Origin of the sequence: Pseudomonas sp. LJDD11 (genome assembly GCF_024584215.1) — a bacterium.
GTDB lineage: Bacteria > Pseudomonadota > Gammaproteobacteria > Pseudomonadales > Pseudomonadaceae > Aquipseudomonas.
The window spans coordinates 377,969-394,882 of the sequence record NZ_JANJFL010000002.1; the positions used below are offsets into that span (position 1 = coordinate 377,969).

At 57.5% G+C, this 16,914-nt stretch carries 20 protein-coding genes and 1 tRNA gene; 20 read left to right on the forward strand and 1 reads right to left on the reverse strand.

The features are described 5' to 3' along the window. Positions 1 to 314: 314 nt before the first annotated feature. A complete protein-coding gene (locus tag NRB16_RS04330; RefSeq protein ID WP_045494454.1) occupies positions 315 to 743 on the forward strand; it encodes an HIT domain-containing protein in 429 nt (142 codons plus the stop codon). Beyond that, positions 740 to 946 carry a SlyX family protein gene (locus NRB16_RS04335; RefSeq protein WP_045488941.1) on the forward strand — a complete coding sequence of 69 codons (207 nt, stop codon included), beginning with the start codon at positions 740 to 742 and terminating at the stop codon, positions 944 to 946. Before NRB16_RS04330 ends, NRB16_RS04335 begins: the two co-directional genes overlap by 4 nt. 46 nt (positions 947 to 992) lie before the next feature. Here the strand turns inward: NRB16_RS04335 and NRB16_RS29435 are convergent, their stop codons facing one another. Then, on the reverse strand, positions 993 to 1,598 hold the full coding sequence (locus tag NRB16_RS29435; protein WP_045488945.1) for a cold-shock protein: 606 nt from the start codon (positions 1,596 to 1,598) through the stop codon (positions 993 to 995). Between the two features lie 300 nt (positions 1,599 to 1,898). Between NRB16_RS29435 and NRB16_RS04345 the strand changes: the two genes are divergently transcribed. The 18 genes from NRB16_RS04345 to nadA all read left to right on the forward strand — a co-directional run bounded on the left by NRB16_RS04345 (position 1,899) and on the right by nadA (position 16,852). Further along, positions 1,899 to 2,372 carry a Dps family protein gene (locus NRB16_RS04345; protein WP_045488947.1) on the forward strand — a complete coding sequence of 158 codons (474 nt, stop codon included), beginning with the start codon at positions 1,899 to 1,901 and terminating at the stop codon, positions 2,370 to 2,372. A 261-nt stretch (positions 2,373 to 2,633) separates the two neighbouring features. Then, entirely contained in the window at positions 2,634 to 2,969 is a 336-nt protein-coding gene (locus NRB16_RS04350; protein WP_045494457.1) for a ribbon-helix-helix domain-containing protein, read from the forward strand. A 244-nt stretch (positions 2,970 to 3,213) separates the two neighbouring features. Continuing rightward, positions 3,214 to 4,989: an aspartate--tRNA ligase gene (aspS, locus tag NRB16_RS04355; RefSeq protein WP_045488948.1), complete on the forward strand. Its 1,776-nt coding sequence runs from the start codon at positions 3,214 to 3,216 to the stop codon at positions 4,987 to 4,989. Positions 4,990 to 5,108: 119 nt separating this feature from the next. Beyond that, positions 5,109 to 5,855, forward strand: a complete 747-nt coding sequence (locus NRB16_RS04360; protein ID WP_045488949.1) for a YebC/PmpR family DNA-binding transcriptional regulator — start codon at positions 5,109 to 5,111, stop codon at positions 5,853 to 5,855. Positions 5,856 to 5,965: 110 nt separating this feature from the next. After that, a complete protein-coding gene (ruvC, locus tag NRB16_RS04365; protein WP_045488951.1) occupies positions 5,966 to 6,490 on the forward strand; it encodes a crossover junction endodeoxyribonuclease RuvC in 525 nt (174 codons plus the stop codon). Between the two features lie 90 nt (positions 6,491 to 6,580). After that, positions 6,581 to 7,189 carry a Holliday junction branch migration protein RuvA gene (gene ruvA, locus NRB16_RS04370; RefSeq protein ID WP_045488954.1) on the forward strand — a complete coding sequence of 203 codons (609 nt, stop codon included), beginning with the start codon at positions 6,581 to 6,583 and terminating at the stop codon, positions 7,187 to 7,189. After that, positions 7,190 to 8,248, forward strand: a complete 1,059-nt coding sequence (gene ruvB / locus NRB16_RS04375) for a Holliday junction branch migration DNA helicase RuvB (protein WP_257105554.1) — start codon at positions 7,190 to 7,192, stop codon at positions 8,246 to 8,248. A 136-nt stretch (positions 8,249 to 8,384) separates the two neighbouring features. Then, positions 8,385 to 8,864, forward strand: a complete 480-nt coding sequence (ybgC, locus tag NRB16_RS04380; RefSeq protein WP_045488960.1) for a tol-pal system-associated acyl-CoA thioesterase — start codon at positions 8,385 to 8,387, stop codon at positions 8,862 to 8,864. A 19-nt stretch (positions 8,865 to 8,883) separates the two neighbouring features. Beyond that, a complete protein-coding gene (gene tolQ / locus NRB16_RS04385; RefSeq protein WP_045494459.1) occupies positions 8,884 to 9,549 on the forward strand; it encodes a protein TolQ in 666 nt (221 codons plus the stop codon). Positions 9,550 to 9,563: 14 nt separating this feature from the next. After that, positions 9,564 to 10,028 carry a protein TolR gene (tolR, locus tag NRB16_RS04390; RefSeq protein ID WP_045488962.1) on the forward strand — a complete coding sequence of 155 codons (465 nt, stop codon included), beginning with the start codon at positions 9,564 to 9,566 and terminating at the stop codon, positions 10,026 to 10,028. Then, positions 10,028 to 11,134, forward strand: a complete 1,107-nt coding sequence (gene tolA / locus NRB16_RS04395; protein ID WP_045488965.1) for a cell envelope integrity protein TolA — start codon at positions 10,028 to 10,030, stop codon at positions 11,132 to 11,134. Before tolR ends, tolA begins: the two co-directional genes overlap by 1 nt. Before the next feature lie 47 nt (positions 11,135 to 11,181). Continuing rightward, positions 11,182 to 12,432: a Tol-Pal system beta propeller repeat protein TolB gene (gene tolB / locus NRB16_RS04400; protein WP_231906435.1), complete on the forward strand. Its 1,251-nt coding sequence runs from the start codon at positions 11,182 to 11,184 to the stop codon at positions 12,430 to 12,432. 55 nt (positions 12,433 to 12,487) lie between these two features. Next, positions 12,488 to 12,988, forward strand: a complete 501-nt coding sequence (gene pal, locus NRB16_RS04405; RefSeq protein WP_045488968.1) for a peptidoglycan-associated lipoprotein Pal — start codon at positions 12,488 to 12,490, stop codon at positions 12,986 to 12,988. 6 nt (positions 12,989 to 12,994) lie between these two features. Beyond that, entirely contained in the window at positions 12,995 to 13,804 is an 810-nt protein-coding gene (gene ybgF / locus NRB16_RS04410) for a tol-pal system protein YbgF (RefSeq protein WP_045488970.1), read from the forward strand. 177 nt (positions 13,805 to 13,981) lie between these two features. Beyond that, entirely contained in the window at positions 13,982 to 14,629 is a 648-nt protein-coding gene (gene queE, locus NRB16_RS04415) for a 7-carboxy-7-deazaguanine synthase QueE (RefSeq protein WP_257105555.1), read from the forward strand. Positions 14,630 to 14,641: 12 nt separating this feature from the next. Further along, complete coding sequence (gene queC, locus NRB16_RS04420; RefSeq protein WP_253115182.1) at positions 14,642 to 15,316, forward strand: 7-cyano-7-deazaguanine synthase QueC; 675 nt, start codon at positions 14,642 to 14,644, stop codon at positions 15,314 to 15,316. A gap of 60 nt (positions 15,317 to 15,376) precedes the next feature. Continuing rightward, a tRNA-Lys gene (locus NRB16_RS04425) sits at positions 15,377 to 15,452 on the forward strand. Between the two features lie 341 nt (positions 15,453 to 15,793). Beyond that, positions 15,794 to 16,852: a quinolinate synthase NadA gene (gene nadA, locus NRB16_RS04430; protein WP_045488976.1), complete on the forward strand. Its 1,059-nt coding sequence runs from the start codon at positions 15,794 to 15,796 to the stop codon at positions 16,850 to 16,852. Positions 16,853 to 16,914: the final 62 nt, after the last annotated feature.

The following is a 16,914-nucleotide window of genomic DNA, read 5'->3' on the forward strand; positions in this document are numbered from 1 at the left end:
CATTCTTGCTTGCCGCTGCCCATCCGGCCAGGCGTGACAAAAAGTGTTACCGGACGCCGCCGGTTCTGGGTAGATCCTGGTATTGAGGTATGCCAGATACACATTCTTGATTCGTTTTGGTGCGTTTGCACGTGCGAGTGTCAGAATCTGGTTCATCGTGCTGAAGACGCGGCGAGCGGTCCTTTGACTGACTCGACAGCTTAGCCGGGGCTGGCGTTTCTGCACGCCGGGTTGAGAGCGAGCCGGTCGTGTCGGGTTTTTGTTATCCTGCCAGCCTTGTGTGATGTTTTTGTTCTCCCGTCAGGAGTCGTATGGTGTTCGCTCTGGATTCACGTTTGCAGCAAGACACTCTGCCATTGGGGGATTTTCCTCTATGCCGCTTGCTGCTTAGCAACGATGCTCGCTATCCCTGGTTTATTCTGGTGCCGCGTCGCGCAGGTATCAGCGAGGTTTTTGAACTCGATGCCGATGACCAGGCGCAGTTATGGCGGGAAACCACCGCTCTGGCGGCCATCCTTAAAGATACCTTCAATGCCGACAAGCTTAACGTTGCCACTTTGGGTAACGTCGTCAGCCAGTTACATATGCATGTGATCGTGCGCAAGCGCGATGATGGGGCGTGGCCTGCTCCGGTATGGGGCAAGCTGACGGCGCTGCCTTATGAGCCAAGGCAGGTTGCTGCACTGATTGAGCGTCTGCGGCCTGTGCTGCCAGAGGATTTCAGGCTGGAGTCGAGCGTATGAGCCTTGAGGCGCGGATCACCGAGCTTGAGAGCAGGCTGGCATTTCAGGACGATACTATTCAGGCGCTCAATGATGAGCTGGTAGGCCAGCAGCGAATCGTGGAACGTTTGCAGCAGCAGTTTTTGCTGCTCGCCAGGCGCCAGGAAGAAATGAGCCATCGGGTCGATGGTCTGGATGATGAGGCTCCACCGCCTCATTACTAAATGAAAAAAGCCGCGTATCACGCGGCTTTTTTCATGTTGCCAGGTATTAGCGGCGTGGCGCGGCAGCTACCACATCTTCTGCCTGCAGGCCCTTGTCACGATTCATGACCGAGAACTCTACACGCTGGCCTTCGACCAGGACGCGGTGACCTTCTCCGCGAATCGCACGGAAGTGGACGAAGATGTCATCGCCTGAGTCTCTGGAAATAAAACCGAAGCCCTTTGAAGAGTTGAACCACTTCACCGTGCCGGTATCGCGCTGGCCAAGTTCATGGCTTTGCGGCACCGGTGTGGGGGAGCGCTTGTGCAGGGTGGTGCCCAGATGCAGGATGATCGCGCAAAAGGTGATTGCCAGCCCGAGCACGACGGCGGGCTGACCGGCGACGCTTGGCAGTGGCACCAGCAAGACCAGGATCTGGGCGACGACTGCCAGGACCAGCAGAATGCTGGCCAGGGTTTGCAGGCTGCGGCGCGGGCCCTTTTTCCAGTGGGGAATGACCGGTGCGATCAACAGATTGAGCAGGCCGAAGAATGCCAGGTACAACGCATCGGGCTGTGGCAGGTAGGACAATAATGCTTCATTGCGCAGGCTGGGTATGAGTGACAGCAGCAAGGCTGCTGTTCCCGTTACCAGGTGGACGATTTTCAACATGTCAAAAAACTCACATCAGGATGGATCACGAGGAAATAGCGGGTAACGCCCGGTACGCTTCAAAAATAAGGAAGGCGTGATACACGGGCTGTGTATTTAACAGCAAAGCCTTGACCTACTCAAATCAGTGCTCAGGTGAGCCGGTTGCCGTTGGTCCGGTGGAACCCTTGTGCGGTTGCAGTGTTCTCAGGGCCGCGGCGTATCAAGGTTTTCTATGGTCTCGATAGGGCTGCTTCGCAGGGCATCTCTTGCTAAAGTAATGCCTGTTGAATTTTCATCGTCGCTAAAAGGATATGCAGCATGGCAATCGATATCGGCATCAGTGAAGAGGATCGCAAGTCGATCGTTGACGGACTTTCCCATCTGTTGGCGGATACTTATGTGTTGTACCTCAAGACGCACAACTTTCACTGGAACGTCAGCGGGCCAATGTTTCGCACGCTGCACCTGATGTTCGAAGAGCAATACAACGAACTGGCCCTGGCAGTGGACTCCATCGCTGAGCGTATTCGTGCGCTTGGTTTTCCGGCGCCGGGCACCTACTCGACCTACGCGCGCCTGTCTTCCATCAAGGAAGAAGAGGGTGTGCCGCATGCCGAGGACATGATCCGCAGCCTGGTTCAGGGGCAAGAGGCCGTGGTCCGCACTGCGCGGAGCATTTTTCCGCTGCTCGACAAGGTCAGTGATGAGCCGACCGCAGACCTGCTGACCCAGCGTATGCAGGTGCATGAAAAGACAGCATGGATGCTGCGCTCGATGCTCGAAACCCGCTGAGTTCTCCGGTGAGTGGCGCTTCGGTGCCACTCACTGACAGAATCCCTGGGGGCTTCTATATATATTTATTACCCGCTCCGTTAGTTGTTGCTGTAAGCGCGGTTGAATTGACTATTCCTCGCGTTGTAGTGGTTATGTCCTACATGGTTTGCTTGCCAGACCTGCTGGATAAGCGTTCTCGTTTCGGGCTTTATAGCGAGGCATTTGTTTATTTTTAAATGTTTCTCTCAGGTTCGTTTAGATGCTTGTTCAGAGGTGATGATTATCATGGTTCGAGATGTTGAACGTGAGGTCGGTGAGCCAGGAGGCTTGGGTGCGGTGTCCGAAGATCCCTTTATAGAAGGGTTCAGCATGGCGCTGGCCCAGCCCCATTCCAAGTCGGTCAGGCTCAATGGCCTGGCGACTTGCCTGCGGCTTGAAAATGTCTACTGGAATGTCCTGTCGACGATTGCTCGGTCGAACAACTGTTCAATCAATGCCGTGCTGTCGAATATCGATCGGGAGGTTCATCTGCGTTACGGTGGGGTCAAGAATTTCAGTGGTCTGATTCGGGTCGTGTGCGTAGCCCATCTGCTCAAGGCGCAAGTCCGGCTTTGAGTATCCCTGGCTCTCTATTCTGCGGGGCTGCCTTCGGGCAGCCCCGTTCTGCTGTCCGTAATTCGCGGGGCGTGCGGCTGCAACGCTGCGATTAACTCTATATACTGCCCCGTCTGCCACTGGCACGCCTGCGCGTGGGCGGATCCGCTTGAACTGCACGTCCAGGCTCTTGCACTATTGGGTCCACGCCAGGGAGGACGAAGCCTCCACTGAATTTCGAATTACGGGAAGTGAATACACCATCATGATGCGCAGCCACTATTGCGGCCAACTGAACGAGAGTCTGGAAGGTCAGGAAGTTACCCTTTGCGGATGGGTCCATCGTCGTCGTGACCACGGGGGAGTGATCTTCCTCGATATCCGTGACCGTGAAGGTATGGCCCAAGTGGTCTTCGATCCTGATCGCGCCGAGACCTTCGCCGCAGCCGACCGGGTCCGCAGCGAGTTCGTCGTCAAGATCGTTGGCAAGGTGCGCGCCCGCCCGGCCGGTGCTGCCAACACCAATATCGCTTCCGGCGCCATTGAAATCCTTGGCTATGAGCTGGAAGTGCTGAACGAGTCGGAAACGCCGCCGTTCCCGCTCAACGAATTCTCCGATGTCGGTGAAGAGACCCGCCTGCGGTATCGTTTCATCGACCTGCGTCGCCCGGAAATGGCAGAGAAGCTGCGGCTGCGCTCGCGCATCACCAGCAGCATCCGTCGTTACCTGGACGACAACGGCTTCCTGGACGTCGAGACGCCGATCCTGACGCGCGCTACGCCGGAAGGTGCTCGCGACTACCTGGTGCCAAGCCGTACCCACCCCGGCAGTTTCTTCGCTCTGCCGCAGTCGCCACAGCTGTTCAAGCAACTGCTGATGGTGGCGGGCTTTGATCGTTACTACCAGATCGCCAAGTGCTTCCGCGATGAAGACCTGCGTGCCGATCGTCAGCCTGAATTCACCCAGATCGACATCGAAACCAGCTTTTTGAACGAAGAAGACATCATTGGTCTGACCGAGACAATGGTTCGTCAACTGTTCAAGGAAGTGCTGGGCGTCGAGTTCGGCGAGTTCCCGCACATGCCTTTCGAAGAGGCCATGCGCCGTTACGGTTCGGACAAGCCTGACTTGCGCATTCCGCTGGAACTGGTCGACGTTGCCGATCAGCTCAATGCGGTCGACTTCAAGGTGTTCAGCGGTCCGGCCAACGATCCGAAAGGGCGTGTTGCCGCGCTGCGCGTTCCGGGTGCGGCGAACATGCCGCGTAGCCAGATCGATGATTACACCAAGTTCGTCGGTATCTACGGCGCCAAGGGGCTGGCTTACATCAAGGTCAACGAGCGCGCCAAGGGTGTCGAGGGGCTGCAGTCGCCGATCGTCAAGTTCATTCCTGAAGCTAACCTCAATGTGATCCTTGATCGTGTGGGCGCGGTCGATGGCGATATCGTGTTCTTCGGTGCCGACAAGTTCAAGGTTGTCAGCGAAGCTCTTGGCGCGCTGCGGATCAAGCTTGGTAACGATCTGAATCTGCACACCTGTGAATGGGCGCCGATGTGGGTTGTCGACTTCCCGATGTTCGAAGAGAACGATGACGGTTCGTTCTCGGCGCTGCATCACCCGTTCACGGCGCCAAAGTGCAGCCCTGAAGAGCTGGAAGCCAATCCGGGTGCCGCGTTGTCGCGTGCCTACGACATGGTGCTCAACGGTACTGAACTCGGTGGTGGGTCCATTCGTATTCACCGCAAGGAAATGCAACAGGCGGTATTCCGTTTGCTGGGCATTGCCGAAGACGAGCAGCAAGAGAAGTTCGGCTTCCTGCTTGATGCACTGAAGTACGGTGCTCCACCGCACGGTGGTCTGGCCTTCGGTCTGGATCGCCTGGTGATGCTGATGACCGGCGCCCAGTCCATCCGTGAAGTCATCGCGTTCCCGAAAACCCAGAGTGCTGCAGACGTCATGACCCAGGCTCCGGGTGTGGTGGATGCCAAAGCCCTGCGTGAGCTGCACATCCGCCTGCGCGAGCAACAGAAAGCCGAATAAGGCAGTGCAGGGCGTTTGATCGCGCCTTGCAGTTTGCGCCAAGGTCATGCAATTGCGCCTTTCGCCCGCCTTGTGTGGGCGAGAGGCGATCGTGTTTCTGAGAGATACCGGAGCAATAAATGGCAGGTCATTCCAAGTGGGCGAATATCAAGCACCGCAAAGAGCGTCAGGATGCCAAAAAAGGCAAGATCTTCACCAAGTGGATTCGTGAGCTGACTGTCGCTGCCCGTGCCGGTGGCGGCGACCCGGCTTCCAACCCACGTTTGCGCCTGGCGCTGGACAAGGCTCTGGGTGCCAACATGACTCGCGACACCATTGATCGCGCCGTGGCACGTGGTGTCGGCGCCGTCGATGGTGATGATGTAGTCGAACTGAGCTACGAAGGCTATGGTCCTGGCGGTGTGGCGATCATGGTCGAGGCCATGACCGATAACCGCAACCGTACCGCTGCTGCAGTGCGCCATGCTTTCAGCAAATGTGGCGGCAATCTGGGCACGGACGGCTCGGTTGCGTACCTGTTTGATCGCAAGGGGCAGATTTCTTTCGCTGCCGGTGTCGAAGAAGATGCCCTGATGGAAGCGGCGATGGAGGCCGATGCTGACGACGTGGTCAGTAATCCTGATGGCTCTTTCGATGTGTTTACTTCTTTTGCCGGTTTCTATGCGGTGCGTAATGCGCTGGAGGCTGCTGGCTTCAAGGGTAGTGATGCGGAAATCGTGCTGTTGCCAAGCACCAGTGCGGTGCTGGACCTGGACAATGCACAGAAGGTTCTCAAGCTGATCGACATGCTTGAAGACCTCGACGACGTGCAGAACGTCTATTCGAACGCGGAAATCCCTGACGAGATCATGGAACAGCTCGGCTGATCCTGATAACACCAGAGCGCCGAAGGCGCGCAGTGACGGCTCCGGCCGCGCTGTGCACCTTCGGTTTCTGTTTTATGCGGTATCGATAGCGTGATCGGACAGCAAGCGTTATGACTCTTATTTTAGGTATCGACCCAGGCTCCCGGATTACCGGTTATGGCGTTGTGCGCGATACCGGCCGTGGTTGCATCTATGTGGCCTCCGGTTGCATCCGTACCGGTGAGGGGCAATTGCACGAGCGCCTGCAAATCGTCTATCGCGGTGTGCGAGAGGTGATTCGTACTTATGAGCCGGTCACCATGGGCATCGAGAAGGTGTTTATGGCGCGCAATGCCGATTCTGCGCTCAAGCTGGGGCAGGCGCGCGGAGCGGCGATTGTGGCCGGTGCCGAAGAGAGCCTGGAAATTGCCGAGTACACGGCGACTCAGGTCAAGCAGGCAGTGGCGGGTACCGGCGGGGCTAACAAAGAACAGGTCATGATCATGGTCATGCATCTGCTCAAGTTGACCAGCAAGCCGCAGATTGACGCTTCCGATGCCTTGGCAATCGCCTTGTGTCATGCCCATACCCGTTCAAGCCTGATAGCTCATGGCCTGGGGGCTGCACGCAGTCGGGGCGGGCGCTTGCGGCTCTGATTGCAGCATTCGCTCGCATTTTTTCACTTGCCTGCGGCAAGCTTTATGTCCATTTTTCGCCTGGGCGACAGGCAATACAGGATTTGACAGGTGATAGGACGTTTACGCGGTGCCCTGATCGAGAAACAGCCTCCGCATCTGCTGCTGGATGTCAATGGTGTCGGCTACGAGCTGGAGGTGCCAATGAGTACGCTTTATCGGCTGCCTCATGCCGGTGAGACCGTGACCTTGCACACTCATCTGGTGGTGCGTGAAGACGCGCACCTGCTGTATGGCTTTTTCGAAAAGCGCGAGCGTGAGCTGTTTCGCGAGCTTATACGGCTCAACGGTGTAGGCCCCAAGCTGGCCTTGGCGCTCATGTCGGGGCTGGATGTCGATGAGCTGGTGCGTTGTGTTCAGGCCCAGGACACTTCGGCACTGACCCGTATACCGGGGGTCGGCAAAAAAACCGCCGAGCGTCTGCTGGTCGAGCTCAAGGACCGCTTCAAGGCCTGGGAGGTCTTGCCGGGTGCCTTTACCCTGGTTTCCAATGGGCCCGAAGCGCTTGAGCCAGTGGCCAGTGCCGAGTCCGATGCGATGAGTGCGCTGATATCCCTGGGCTACAAACCTCAGGAAGCGAGCAAAGCCGTTTCCGCGATCAAGGAAAAGAATTTGAACAGTGCCGAACTCATTCGTCGTGCGTTGAAGGGGATGGCGTAAGTGATAGAAGCCGATCGCCTGATAACTGCCAGCGGGGGGCGCGACCGGGACGAGCAGTTCGACCGCGCCATTCGCCCGCTGAGCCTGGCCGACTACATTGGCCAGCCCACCGTGCGCGAGCAGATGGAACTGTTCATTCAGGCCGCGCGAGGGCGCAGTGAGTCTCTGGACCACACCCTGATCTTCGGTCCGCCCGGCCTTGGCAAGACCACGCTGGCCAATATCATTGCTCAGGAGATGACGGTCTCGATCAAGAGTACCTCCGGACCGGTGCTGGAGCGGCCTGGCGACCTGGCAGCGATCCTGACCAGCCTCGAACCTAACGATGTACTGTTTATCGACGAGATCCACCGGCTTTCGCCGATTGTCGAAGAAGTGCTGTATCCGGCGATGGAAGACTTCCAGCTCGACATCATGATTGGCGAGGGGCCGGCAGCCCGTTCGATCAAGCTGGACCTGCCGCCTTTCACCCTGGTTGGTGCCACCACCCGTGCCGGCATGCTGACCAATCCACTGCGTGATCGCTTCGGAATCGTGCAGCGTCTGGAGTTCTACAACATTGCCGACCTGTCGACCATTGTCGCGCGCTCGGCCAATATCCTCGGGCTGGTCATCGAGCCTGAGGGCGCCTTTGAGATCGCCCGCCGGGCGCGCGGTACGCCGCGAATCGCCAACCGTCTGCTGCGCCGGGTACGCGATTTCGCGCAGGTGCGCGGCAATGGCCAGATCACTCGGCAGGCGGCGGACCAGGCCTTGAACCTGCTGGATGTCGATGAGCATGGTTTTGATCATCAGGACCGCCGCTTGCTGCTGGCCATGATTGAGAAATTCGACGGTGGTCCGGTGGGGGTCGACAGTCTTGCGGCCGCGATCAGTGAAGAGCGCCATACCATTGAAGATGTACTTGAGCCCTACCTGATCCAGCAGGGGTATATCATGCGTACCCCTCGGGGCCGAGTCGTCACTCGCCATGCGTATTTGCATTTCGGGCTGAATATTCCGTCACGAATGGGCGAAATGCCAGCTACCGGGGAACCTGTAGATGATAATGCCGACTAATGGCTCTGGAGCGGCACTGGCCTGCGCTGCAAGCTGGTGGATTGCTGTTCTCGGGCAGGCGCCTTGCGTTAGCGGGCCAAACCTTGAAAAACAGTTGCTACATCCGATTGGCAACCCGAGGAGTAAGCACTAGAGTATGCGCGCGCAAAACGGGGTTCAGTCGTTCGCACATCGCTGTCGCGTCTATTACGAAGACACCGATGCCGGCGGCGTCGTCTACTACGTCAATTACCTGAAATTCATGGAACGGGCTCGCACCGAGCAGCTGCGGCAACTGGGGTTCAACCAGTCCACGCTGGCCGATGAGAACCTGTTGTTTGTCGTGCATTCCAGTGAGGCGCGTTACCACAAGCCGGCGCGGCTGGACGACGAACTGTTGGTCACCGCGCAAGTTATCGAACTCAACCGTGCCAGCCTGCGTTTTCGCCAGCAGGTCACGCGAGTGGCCGATGCAACGCTGCTCTGCGAGGGGCAGTTCCTGGTGGCGTGTGTCAGCGCCGATAGTTTCAGACCCCGGGCCATTCCAGAAACGCTGCGTGCGGCTTTTGCCTTGCAGCACAGTGGCGCGGGCTTACCTTCAGATTCAGAGCAGGAGATAGAACGTGGAAGCTGCTAACGTCGTCGACCATACCTCCATGTGGAGTTTGGTCAGCAATGCCAGCATTGTCGTGCAGTTGGTCATGCTGAGCCTGGTGGCTGCCTCGGTTGCCTCATGGGTAATGATTTTTCAGCGCAGTAACATGATCAGGGCCGGCCGGCGTGCGCTGGAAAGTTTCGAGGAGCGGTTCTGGTCGGGCATCGATCTGTCCAAGCTGTATCGTCAGGCTGGCAGCAACCCTGATCCGGATTCGGGTGTGGAGCAGATCTTCCGTGCCGGCTTCAAGGAGTTCTCCCGTCTGCGTCAGCAACCGGGCGTTGACCCGGATGCGGTGATGGAAGGCGTAGCGCGTGCGATGCGCGTGGCCATTTCCCGCGAAGAAGAAAAGCTCGAAACCGGCCTGCCGTTTCTGGCAACCGTCGGCTCGACCAGTCCTTATATTGGTCTGTTCGGTACTGTGTGGGGGATCATGAACTCCTTCCGGGGTCTGGCCACCGCCCAGCAAGCGACACTGGCCACCGTAGCGCCAGGTATTGCCGAGGCTCTGATTGCAACGGCCATCGGCCTGTTTGCAGCCATCCCGGCCGTTATGGCTTACAACCGTTTCGCCGCGCGCACCGAGACTCTGATCGGCCGTTACTACACCTTTGCCGACGAGTTCCAGGCCATCCTGCACCGTAAAGTGCATACCAGCGAAGAGTGAGCAGGTAATTCCCCATGGCTTTGATCGCTCGAGATCGTCGCAACAAACGCCGGCCGGTCGCCGAAATGAACGTGGTGCCTTACATCGACGTGATGCTGGTACTGCTGGTCATTTTCATGGTCACCGCGCCCATGATCAACCAGGGCGTCAAGGTCGACCTGCCCAAGGTTTCCAGTGAGAGCTTGCCGCAGGACAACAACAACCAGGTCCTGACCATTTCAATCAAGGCTGACAAAACCTATTACTGGAATGTGGGCAGCGAGGTCGATACCGACAAGCAGATGGACAAGGCGATGACCTTGCCCCAGCTGACCAGTGCAGTGACCAAGATCATTGCGGCCGGGCGTGATGCCGGCAAGCAGACCCAGGTCTTTATCCGTGGTGACAAGGCGGTGGACTACGGTTCGGTCATGGTCACCATGGGTGGACTGCAGAAAGCCGGTATTGCCAATGTCGGCCTGATTACTGAGGCCCCCTGATGCAGCCAATTCGAGAGCCATCCGCCTCGGAAAGCTACTTCTGGCCCAGTGTCTGGGCGGTGGCCCTGCATATCCTGATTTTCGGCATGCTCTTTGTCAGTTTTGCCATGACCCCTGAGCTGCCTGAAGCCAAGCCTGTGGTTCAGGCTACGCTGTATCAGCTCAAGTCCAAGAGTCAGGCAACCACCCAGACTAACCAGAAGATCGCTGGCGAGGCGAAAAGAACCGCTGCACGGCAGACTGAAGTCGAGCAGCTGGAACAGAAAAAGATCGAGCAGCAGAAGCAGGAAGCTGTAAAAGCGGCGGAACAAAAGAAAGCCGATGAGGCTCAAAAAGCCGAAGAACAGAAAGCTGCTGCCGCCGAAGAAGCCAAGAAGGCGGCTGAACAGAAAGCTGCCGAACAGAAAGCCGAAGAGGCGCGCAAGGCGGCTGATGAAGCCAAGAAAGCGGCCGAAGCGAAAAAGGCCGAAGAGAAACAGCAGGCTGATATAGCCAAGAAAAAAGCTGAAGAAGAAGCGAAGAAAAAAGCCGAGGAAGATGCCAAGAAGGCAGCTGCCGAGGAAGCCAAGAAGAAGGCAGCGGACGAGGCCAAGAAACAGGCCGCCGAAGATGCCAAGAAGCAGGCTGCCGAGGACGCGAAAAAGAAAGCCGCTGAAGACGCCAAGAAAAAGGCTGCTGCAGATGCTGCTGCCAAGAAGGCTCAGGAAGCTGCACGCAAGGCAGCCGAAGACAAGAAAGCGCAGGCGCTGGCTGACTTGCTTTCCGACAAGCCGGAGCGACAGCAGGCATTGGCCGACGAGGTGGGCGATCAGGTTGCCGGTAGTTTCGACGATCTGATCAGGTTGCGCGCGTCTGAAGGCTGGAGTCGTCCGCCGTCTGCCCGCAACAACATGTCTGTACAGTTGCAGATCAAGATGTTGCCCGACGGGACGATTTCTTCGGTAACAGTTGCCAAGTCCAGTGGTGACGGGCCGTTTGACAGCTCTGCTGTTGCTGCCGTCAGGAACATTGGGCGTTTGACAGAAATGCAGGGTCTGAAGCCGGCTGAGTTCGCGCCCTATCGCTCATTCAAGATGACATTTACTCCAGGAGATCTAGCCCTGTGATCAAGCTTTTTAGAGGACTGCTCGTCGTTCTCTGCTGTGTGGCCGGGATGGCCAACGCAGAAGAGAAGAACATTCTGGTTACCAGTGGCAGTGACCGCGCCACGCCGATTGCGGTCGTGCCATTCGGCTGGCAGGGCGGTAACGTCCTGCCAGATGACATGGCTGAAATCATCGGCAATGACCTGCGTAACTCGGGTTACTACTCGCCGATTCCGAAGCAGAACATGATCAGTCTGCCGGCCCAGGCCAGCGAAGTGATCTTCCGTGACTGGAAAGCGCTGGGCGCCCAATACGTCATGGTGGGTAACATCGTGCCCGCTGGTGGTCGCCTGCAAGTGCAGTACGCCCTGTTCAACGTCGCTACCGAGCAGCAAGTGCTGACTGGCAGTGTGTCGGGGACTACTGATCAATTGCGCGACATGTCGCACTTTATTTCCGACCAGTCGTTCGAGAAGCTGACAGGTATTAAAGGTGCGTTCTCGACCCGTATGCTGTACGTGACTGCCGAGCGTTTCTCCGAAACCAACACTCGCTACACCTTGCAGCGTTCCGACTACGATGGCGCACGTGCAGTGACCCTGCTGCAATCGCGTGAGCCGATCCTTTCGCCACGCTTTGCGCCGGATGGCAAACGCATCGCTTACGTCTCGTTCGAGCAGAAGCGTCCGCGTATTTTTGTACAGCATATCGATACCGGTCGCCGTGAGCAGATCACCAACTTCGAAGGCCTCAACGGTGCACCAGCCTGGTCGCCGGATGGCAGCAAACTGGCGTTCGTGCTGTCCAAGGACGGTAACCCGGAGATCTACGTGATCAACCTGGCCAGCCGTCAGCTGAGCCGAGTCACCAACGATTCTTCGATCGATACCGAACCGTTCTTCGGCAAGGATGGCTCGACCATCTACTTCACGTCCGACCGTGGCGGCAAACCGCAGATCTACAAAACCAGCATTAATGGTGGTGGTGCCACTCGCGTAACGTTCGTGGGCAACTACAATGCCAATCCGAAACTGTCGGCTGACGAAAAGACCCTGGTAATGATCCATCGCCAGGAAGGCTTCACCAATTTCAAGGTTGCGGCTCAGGATCTGGCCCGCGGAAGTGTAAAAATCCTTACAGATAGCAACCTTGATGAGTCACCTACTGTTGCGCCCAACGGCACCATGGTAATCTACGCCACCCGCCAGCAGGGCCGGGGAGTCTTGATGCTCGTGTCCCTTAACGGACGCGTAAGGCTCCCGCTTCCTACCGCTCAAGGCGAAGTCAGAGAACCTTCCTGGTCCCCTTACCTGAACTGACGCGGCGCTACACAAGTTTTTGCTTAACACACTGGGGTTCATTAGGAGTTTCAAGATGGAAATGCTGAAGTTTGGTAAGTTTGCTGCGCTGGCTCTGGCCATGGCCGTAGCTGTAGGTTGTTCCTCCAAAGGCGGCGACAATGCCGGCGCTGGTGGTGCAGTTGATCCTAACGCTGGTTACGGCGCCAACTCTGGTGCTGTCGACGGCAGCCTGAGCGAAGAAGCTGCTCTGCGCGCAATCACCACCTTCTACTTCGAATACGACAGCTCGGACCTGAAGCAAGAAGCCCTGCGCGCGCTGGACGTTCACGCCAAGGACCTGAAAGCCAACGGCGCTCGCGTCGTTCTGGAAGGTAACACCGACGAGCGCGGCACTCGTGAATACAACCTGGCACTGGGCGAGCGTCGTGCGAAAGCCGTTCAACGCTACCTGGTTCTGCAGGGCGTGTCCCCAGCTCAGCTGGAGCTGGTTTCCTACGGTGAAGAGCGTCCAGTTGCTACCGGCAACGACGAGCAATCGTGGGCTCAGAACCGTCGCGTCGAACTGCGTAAGTAATTCGATATGACTTGCCGTCGTGCTCTAACCGTTCTGGCCCTCACCCTGCCGCTTACTGCATGGGGTGCGGTTCCTGTAGTCGGTGACAATTCTGGCTCTGGCAGCAGTTATCCGCCAGCGGGTTATGGCACGTCCGGCGCCTACGTCGGAGGCGAGGCTTCGGCCGCGCCTTCGGCGCAGGGTCAGCTGTTCATGCAGCTGCAACAGATGCAGGAAGAAATATCGCGTTTGCGCGGTATCGTCGAGGTTCAACAGAATGACATCCAGCGCATGAAGCAGGAAGCTCTGGAGCGTTATCAGGACCTGGACCAGCGTATCGTCAGTGGCGCTTCTGCTGCTGCGAACAATAATTCCCAACCGGCTGGCGGCGCAATCGACGCCAGCGGTACACCATCGGCCCCGGCAGCCCAGGCTCCGGCGGCTGGCACCGAGCCGCCAGACCCGGCCAAAGAGAAGCTCTATTACGACGCTTCCCTGGATCTGGTCAAAGCCAAGGATTTCGACAAGGCCAGTCAGGCACTTGCCGCATTCCTGCGTAAATACCCCAACAGCACTTACGCGGGCAACGCTCAATACTGGCTGGGTGAGGTAAACCTGGCCAAGGGTGACCTGCAAGGTGCCGGTCAGGCATTTGCCAAGGTAAGTCAGCTGTACCCCAAGCACGGTAAAGTGCCCGATTCGCTTTACAAGCTGGCAGATGTCGAGCGTCGCCTGGGGCATACCGACAAGGTCAAAGGTATTTTGCAGCAGGTTGTAGCCCAGTATCCGGGTACTTCCGCTGCTCAATTGGCGCAGCGTGACCTTCAGCGTCTTTGAGCCAAAGCTGACAGTTGTCCAGAAAAGCCGCGCCTGCCGCGGCTTTTTTCGTTAGAATCGCCCACCCGAAATATCGGTCATCATTAGTTTCGCTTCATGGCATTGCGTGATTGCGCGGTACCCTGAAGTGCCTGACGGAGGCGGACGGCCTGTTTAGCTGTTACGCCCGTGGCTCTCATGCAAGACACATTACGTATCACCGAAGTTTTTCACTCGTTGCAGGGTGAAACCCGCACGTCCGGGCTGCCCACTGTATTTGTGCGGTTGACCGGTTGCCCGCTGCGCTGCCAATACTGCGACAGCGCCTATGCGTTCAGCGGCGGCACCATCATGACGCTGGACGCCATTGTCGAACAGGTTGCAACCTGGCGACCGCGCTATGTATGCGTGACCGGCGGTGAGCCTCTGGCCCAGCCCAATGCGATCGCGCTGCTCAAGCACCTGTGTGATGCTGGCTATGACGTCTCTCTGGAAACCAGCGGGGCGCTTGATATCTCGGCAGTCGACACCCGTGTCAGTCGTGTTGTGGATCTCAAGACCCCGGGCTCGATGGAAGTCTCGCGTAACCGCTACGAGAACATCGAGTTGCTGACGCCTAATGATCAGGTCAAGTTTGTGCTCTGCTCTCGGGAAGACTACGACTGGGCGGTGTCCAAGCTGATTCAGTACCGGCTTGATCAGCGAGTGAGCGAAGTCCTGTTCTCGGCCAGTCACCATCAGTTGAAAGCGCGTGATCTGGCGGACTGGATCGTCGCAGATAATCTGCCGGTGCGTATGCAGATGCAATTGCACAAGCTGCTTTGGGACGATGAGCCCGGGCGTTGAGAGGAGAAAGCAATGAGTGACAAGAAAGCGGTCATCCTGCTGTCTGGCGGCCTGGATTCGGCCACGGTTGTGGCTATGGCTCGCGCCGAAGGTTACGCCTGTTACACCATGAGCTTTGATTATGGCCAACGCCATCGCGCCGAGCTCGATGCAGCTGCACGTGTGGCGAAAGATCTGGGTGCCATCGAGCACAAGGTTATCGGTCTGAATCTGGACGGCATGGGCGGCTCGGCCCTGACTGACAGCAGCATTGATGTGCCCGAGGCGCCCACCGAAGGTATCCCGGTTACCTATGTGCCGGCGCGAAACACCGTGTTCCTGTCGCTGGCGCTGGGCTGGGCCGAGGTGCTGGAGGCGCGGGACATCTTCATCGGCGTCAACGCGGTGGATTACTCCGGCTACCCCGACTGCCGCCCCGAGTTCGTCGAAGCCTTCGAGCGCCTGGCCAACCTGGCGACCAAAGCCGGTGTAGAAGGGCAAGGCTTTACCATCCGCGCGCCGCTGCAAAACTTGAGCAAGGCTGACATCATCAAGGCGGGGACGGAACTTGGTGTGGATTATGCGCTGACGGTTTCCTGCTATCAGGCTGATGATCAGGGCCGTGCCTGCCGTAAATGCGATAGCTGCCGCCTGCGTGCAGAAGGCTTCGCTGCGGCCGGTGTGAATGACCCAACCAATTATTTTTAATTTTTTTATCGGAAGGTGTTGAATTACTGTGAAAAATCAGTAATATACGCGCCATCCAACGGGTCGTTAGCTCAGTTGGTAGAGCAGTTGGCTTTTAACCAATTGGTCGTAGGTTCGAATCCTACACGACCCACCATATATACGCAGAGACCCTCCCTAGTGGAGGGTTTTTGCGTTCGGGTGCTTAAATAATTTTGATCTTTTGTCAGGCAAGATTTGCGGCACTGCTTGTTTTGGCTCAACGACCGAGCACTTTTGAACTTTATTTAAATAGTAATCATTAGCAGATTTGGCAGTTTAAATATTTGTGCTGATACCGTTCATTAGGGTTAGAATCTGCCCGCTTCAGGCCGCAGGGCTTGAGGTTGTGTTCAAGAGCTGGATGCTCCCAGATCTACGGGGCGCCGGCTTTTTTTTCGCATGCCTTTCGGGTGTAAACTTGCATTACGCGCCACCGCGCACTCAGGTCCAGCCAACATGACGCAGATTTCCGAACGCTTTCTGGTGCAGGCCCATCTGGCGGCCAAGCAGCCAAGAGAGTTGAGCCTCGAAGAACAAGCCCACTACCGTGCGCAGATCGCTGCCGAACTCAAAGCGCGTGATGCGGTGCTGGTTGCGCATTATTACTGCGACCCGGTTATTCAGGCGCTGGCCGAAGAGACCGGCGGGTGTGTGGCGGACTCTCTGGAGATGGCGCGTTTCAGCAATAACCACCCTGCCAGCACCGTGCTGGTTGCCGGGGTGCGGTTCATGGGCGAGACAGCCAAGATCCTTAATCCTGAGAAGCGCGTGTTCATGCCGACCCTGGAGGCAACCTGTTCGCTGGATGTGGGTTGTCCTGTCGATGAGTTCTCGGCGTTTTGCGATAAGCATCCTGACCGCACGGTGGTGGTCTATGCCAATACCTCGGCAGCTGTTAAAGCTCGCGCCGACTGGGTGGTGACTTCCGGCTGTGCGCTGGAAATCGTCGAAAGCCTGATGGATAACGGCGAGAAGATCATCTGGGCACCGGACAAGCATCTGGGGCGCTGGATTCAGCGCGAGACCGGCGCTGACATGCTGCTGTGGGACGGTGCCTGCATTGTCCATGAAGAATTCAAGTCCAAGCAGCTTGAGGACATGAAGGCGCTGTACCCTGAGGCGGCAGTGCTGGTGCATCCGGAGTCGCCGGAAGCGGTTATTGCGTTGGCCGATGCAGTCGGTTCTACCAGTCAGATGATCGCTGCCGCGCAACGTCTGCCGAACAAAACTTTTATCGTTGCCACTGATCGCGGCATTTTCTACAAGATGCAGCAGGTGTGCCCCGACAAGATCTTCATCGAGGCGCCCACCGCCGGTAACGGCGCGGCATGCCGCAGCTGTGCGCATTGTCCGTGGATGGCCATGAATACCCTGGAGCGTACCTTGCAGTGCCTGCAGGACGGTAGCAACGAGATCTTTGTCGATCCAGCCCTGATTCCGCATGCCGTACGCCCGTTGCAGCGCATGCTGGACTTCACCCAGGCTGCCCGTCTGAGGCAGGCGGGCAACGCTTGAGGCAGTGGATATAAAAAGCCCGGCATCGCTGCCGGGCTTTTTTATTTGCGCTGCCCTCAATT